Below are 5471 nucleotides of genomic sequence, written 5' to 3'. Positions count from 1 at the left end.
AGGCGTCAGGGGTCAGGATGGCGAACTTCATCGGCGGATCAGGCAACGACACGCTCACCGGCACGGCGCAGGCCGACATCCTGCAGGGCCAGGGCGGCAACGACACCCTCTCGGGCGGCGCCGGCGCCGACACCCTCTCGGGCGGCGACGGCAACGACATCCTGACCGGCGGGCGCGGCGCCGATGCGCTGTCCGGCGGCGCCGGCGGCGACACCTTCCGCTTCCTGGCGCCCGAGGAGGCGCATCTCGACCGCATCGTCGATTTCGCCAGCGGCGACCAGCTGGATTTCTCCGCCATCGCCGGCCTGGCCTTCCTGGGCACGCTGCCCTTCAGCGGCACGGCGCTGGAGATGCGCGTCGCCTGGGCGCCGGGCGTCACGCTGCTGCAGATCGACCAGCGCGGCCTTGGCGAGGCGGAGATCGTGCTGACGCTGAACGGCACCTACCGCCTCGTGGAGACGGCGCCCGGCTCGCGCATCCTGCAACTGGCCGAGCCGCTCAACCTCAGCGGCGGCGCCGGCGCCGACACGCTCACGGGCGGTGCCGGCAACGACCGGCTGATCGGCCTCGGCGGCAACGACACGCTGGCCGGCGGCGATGGCGACGACGTGCTGAAGGGCGGCGACGGCGAGGACCTGATCATCGGCGGCGCCGGCGCCGACATCCTGCTGGGGGGCGCGGCGAAGGACACCTACCGCTACCTCGCCGCCGAGGATCTGCAGGGCGACATCCTGCAGGATTTCTCGGCCAGCGACGTCATCGACCTCACGCCACTCACCTTCCTGCGCTACATCGGCGACGCCGCGTTCAGCGGCACGCCGGGGGAGATGCGCAACCAGGACAAGCGGCTGCTGCTCGACCTCGACGGCGATGGCGTGGCCGAGATCAGCGCCTGGGTCTCCGGCACCGACATGCTGGCCGAGACCAGCGCCGGCTCGCGGCGGCTGGTGCGCGTCACGCCCGTCTCCCTGGCCGGCACGGATGGCGCCGACAGGCTGGGCGGCACCGCCAGCGGCGACCTGCTCGATGGCGGGCTGGGCGACGACCGGCTGACCGGTCTCGGCGGCAATGACCGCCTGCTCGGCGGCGGCGGCAACGACACGCTGGACGGCGGCACCGGCAACGACACGCTGGGCGGCGGCAGCGGCGACGACACGCTGGACGGCGGTGACGGCGACGACACGCTGGATGGCGGCACCGGCAACGACATCCTCGCCGGCGGAATGGGGGCCGACACGCTGCGCGGCGGCGCGGGGCAGGACGTGTTCCGCTACGCCAGCGCCGCCGAGCTGGCCGGAGACGCCATCCGCGACATGGCGGCGGATGACCGCATCGATCTCGCCGCCCTGGCCGGCTTCACCTTCATCGGCGGTGCCGAGTTCTCCGGCACGCGCGGCGAGATCCGCTTCGGCGACGGCATGCTCTGGATCGACGCGGATGGCGACGGCGTGGCGGAGACCGGCGCCGTGGTGGCGACCGGCGGGGTGGCGCTGGAGGAGACGGCGCCCGGATCGCGGCTGCTGCAACTGGCGCTGGACCGCACCCTGCAAGGCACCGCCGGCAACGACACCCTGGATGGCGGGGCCGGCAACGACACGCTGGAGGGCGGTGCCGGCAACGACACGCTGCGCGGCGGCGCCGGCCATGACCGGCTCTCCGGTGGCGCCGGCAACGACACGCTGGAGGGCGGCGCCGGCAACGACACGCTGGAGGGCGGCGCCGGCATCGACATCTTCGTCATCACCCCGCAGGCGGGTGCGGCCGACATCATCACCGACCTCTCCAGCAGCGACCTCATCCGCATCATCGACCTTGGCTACCCGGCCTGGATCGCGGAGGCGCCCTTCAGCGGCCTGCGCCCCGAGGCGCGCCACCAGCGCAGCGGCAACGACACGCTGCTGCAGATCGACGCGGATGGCGACGGGGTGGCCGAGCAGAGCGTGCTGCTGCGCGGCGCGGGGGCCTTGCAGGAAACGGCGCCTGGCTCCGGCCTGCTGCGGCTGGCGCCGGTGGTCAACTGGCGCGGCGGCGACACGGCGAATATCGGCGTCGGCGGCGCGGGCCATGACACGCTGTATGGCGAAGGCGGCAACGACACCCTGGCCGGGCGCGGCGGCAACGACCTGCTCGATGGCGGCGCCGGCAACGACATCCTGCGCGGCGAAGGCGGCGACGACATCCTCATCGGCGGCGCGGGCAGCGACGTGCTGCAGCCCGGCACCGGGCGGGACGTGATCTCGGGTGGCGAGAACGCCGATGCCATCCGCTACCGCGCCACCGACGAGATCGGCCTGCGCGAGGACCGCATCACCGATTTCGAGCTGGGCGACCAGCTCGACCTGAGCGCCCTGGGTGGCCTCTCCCTTTCGGAGAGCGGCCTGACCCGCGTGGCCGGGCAGATGGCGGTGCTGTGGGAGAACGGCCAGTCCGTCCTGGCCATCGACATGGATGGCGACGGCGCCGCCGATCTGGCGCTGCTGCTGGACGGCCTCATGGCGCTGGAAGAAACCCGCAGTGGCTCCAACGTCCTGGTGCGCGTGCCGGACCTGACGCTGCAGGGCACGGCGGCCGACGACACCCTGGCGGGCCGCGGCGGCCGCGACCTGCTGCTCGGCCTGGAAGGCCACGACCGGCTGGATGGCGGCGCGGGCGACGACACGCTGCGTGGCGGCGCCGGCCAGGACCAGCTCCTTGGCGGCAGCGGCGACGACCTGCTCCAGGGTGACGAAGGCGACGACCTGCTCGAGGGCGGCACCGGCGCGGACACGCTGCGCGGCGGCGACGGCGCGGACATTCTGGCCGGCGGCCTCGGCGCCGATACGCTGACCGGCGGCGCCGGCGCCGACACCTTCCTGTTCCGCGGCGCCGCCGAGCTGGCCGGCGACCTGGTCACCGACCTGCAGGCGGAGGATGTCCTGGACCTTTCGGCCCTGGGCGCGCGGTTCATCGGCAGCGAAGCCTTCCAGGCCGGGGGCGGCGCGCAGCTCCGCGTCACCGTCTCGGCGCAAAGCTGGGTGACGGTGGACCTCGACGGCGACGGTCTGGGCGATGCCACCCTCGCCATCGGCGCCGCCACCTGGCTGGAGGAGACCGCCAGCGGCTCCGGCCTCCTGCGGCGGGTGCCGGACCTCCAGCTCACCGGCGGCGGCGGCGCCGACAGCCTCGCCGGGCGGGAGGGGGATGACCGGCTTTCCGGCCTGGGCGGCGACGACACCCTCGCCGGCGGGCGCGGCCAGGACACGCTGCTGGGCGGCGACGGCGCCGACACGCTGGATGGCGGCCTCGGCGGCGACACGCTGACCGGCGGCGCCGGCAATGACCTCTTCGCCTGGAGCGCCGCCGAGCTGGCCGGCGGCTTCACCGACACCATCACCGATTTCGCCGTGGGCGACAGGATCGATCTCTCGGCCCTGCAAGGCCGCTTCATCGGCGCGGACGCCTTCGCGGCCATAGGCGAGCCGGAATTCCGCCAGTCCGGCGCGCAGCTCCTGGTGGACCGCAATGGCGATGGCTTCACCGACGGCCTGATCCAGGTCACGGGGCTGGATGGGCTGCTGGAGGAGGTGCTGCCCGGCTCCGGCCTGCTGGAGCTGCCCCCCGCCCTGGCCCTGACGGGCGGCGCGGCCGCCGACATCCTCTCCGGCCGCGGCAATCACGACACCCTCTCCGGCCTGGAGGGCGACGACACCCTGCGCGGCGGTGGCGGCAACGACACGCTGCTGGGTGGCGCGGGCAACGACACGCTGCTGGGCGGCGCCGGGAATGACTGGCTGACCGGCGGTGCCGGCGCCGACACCCTGACCGGCGGCGCGGGCAATGACCGCTTCATCTTCGCCGGCGGCGATGCCGGCCCCGGCGCGGCGCGGGACACGGTGACGGATTTCTCGGCCGCCGCCTATACCGACCAGCTCGACCTCTCCGGCATCGACGCCAATGCCGATCTCGCGGGAGACCAGGCCTTCATGCTGCGCATGGAGGCCGGCTTCACCGCCGCCGGCCAGCTCTACCTGCAGGGCGGCGTGCTCTACGGCAACACGGATGGCGATACGGAGGCCGAGTTCGAGATCGCCCTGCCCGGCATCGAGACCCTGTTCACCTGGCATTTCTGGGCCCTTTGAAGGTGGCCCCTCCCGCTGCTCAAGCCCGCGGGCCTGTGCCGCGGGCAGGGGCGGCATGCCTGCCGCCTGGCGCAGCATGTCCATCGCGGCCAGGCTTTCCCGCCAGCGGGAGATCGCCTCCTCGGCCCGGCTTCACACCGTGGCCGGGATGGTACGTCGCCACACGCGCCATGGCCTCCTCCGGCCTCGTCGCCTGGGACGCCGGCTCCGGCACGGTGCAGGTCCTGGGTGGCCTTGTGGCGATTTCCGCCCGCGTCAACGGCTCGGGCTGCGTGCGGCCTGTCAGGACCAGCAGCCAACCGGTCCAAGCAGGGCGGTGCGCGGAGCCCGGCGGCTTCTGCCATGGTTTCCGCAAGGCGCCGAGGCTGCCTTCATGGGCTCCGAGGACTTGCAGGGGCTCAAGGTGAAGGGGGAGGAGAACGGAGCGGATTCCGAGCGGAATGGCGGAGTCTCCCCCGCCAGCCTGTTCAATCGGCGTATTGCCCGGCTTCCTGGATGATCGGCCGCCAGCGCGCCACTTCCTCGGCCAGATGGCGGCGGTGCCAGGCCGGGGTGGCCCGCTCCTGGCTGGCCGGCGCCGTCACCAGCTCGGCGAAGCGGGTCAGCAGCCGCTCCTCGCGCAGCGCGGCGCGGATGGCGGTGGCGAGGCGCTCCTGGATCTCGGCCGGCGTGCCGGCCGGCGCATAAAGCCCGTGCCAGGTGCTCATGGCGAGGTCCGGCGCGCCGGCCTCGGCGGTGGTGGGCAGGTCCAGCCCCGGCACGCGCTGCGGCAGCGTCACCGCATAGGCCTTGATGCGGCTGTCGCGGATGAAGGGCGCCGTGTTGGTCGCCTGGTCGCAGAACAGGTCGATGCGTCCGGCCATCAGGTCGGTGATGGCGGGCGCGCTGCCGCGGAACACCACCGTGGTCAGGGCGCGGCCCGCCGCGCGCTGCAGCAGCATGCCGCAGAGCTGGTTGGCGCCGCCCAGGCCGGAATGCGCCAGCGTCAGCCCGTCGCCCTGCGCCTTGATGGCGGCCAGCACGCCGGGCAGGTCGGCGGCGGGGAAGTCGGGGCGCGCCACCACCGTCATCGCCGCGTCCGAGACAAGGCCGAGCGGCGCGAAGCTCTCCTGCACGTCATAGGGCAGCTTGCGGTAGAGCGTGGCGGTGCTGGCATGGCCGATGTGGTGCATCAGCAGGGTGTGGCCGTCGGGCCGGGCCTGCGCCACCCGCGCGGCGGCGATGGTGCCGCCCGCGCCGGTCACGTTCTCCACCACCACCGGCTGGCCGAGGTCCTTCGACATGCCCTCGGCCACCAGGCGGCTGACCACGTCGGTCGGGCCGCCGGCGGCGAAGGGCACGGTGATGGTGATG

The 5471-nt window shown here is 73.6% G+C and carries 2 protein-coding genes; one reads left to right on the top strand and one right to left on the bottom strand.

The features are described 5' to 3' along the window. Positions 1 to 4118 (top strand): calcium-binding protein (locus ACZJYS_RS22210; protein ID WP_493180354.1); only part of this gene is annotated, 4118 nt, incomplete at its 5' end. A gap of 467 nt (positions 4119 to 4585) precedes the next feature. Here ACZJYS_RS22210 and ACZJYS_RS22205 read toward each other — a convergent pair. Continuing rightward, positions 4586 to 5471, bottom strand: an 886-nt coding sequence (locus tag ACZJYS_RS22205; protein WP_493180353.1) for a tripartite tricarboxylate transporter substrate-binding protein, incomplete at its 5' end; no start/stop codon positions are given.

The sequence above is a fragment of the Roseomonas sp. TS2 genome (assembly GCF_058833935.1).
The sequence above is the reverse complement of the archived record's forward strand: the minus strand, read 5'-3'. Positions and strand labels throughout refer to the sequence as shown.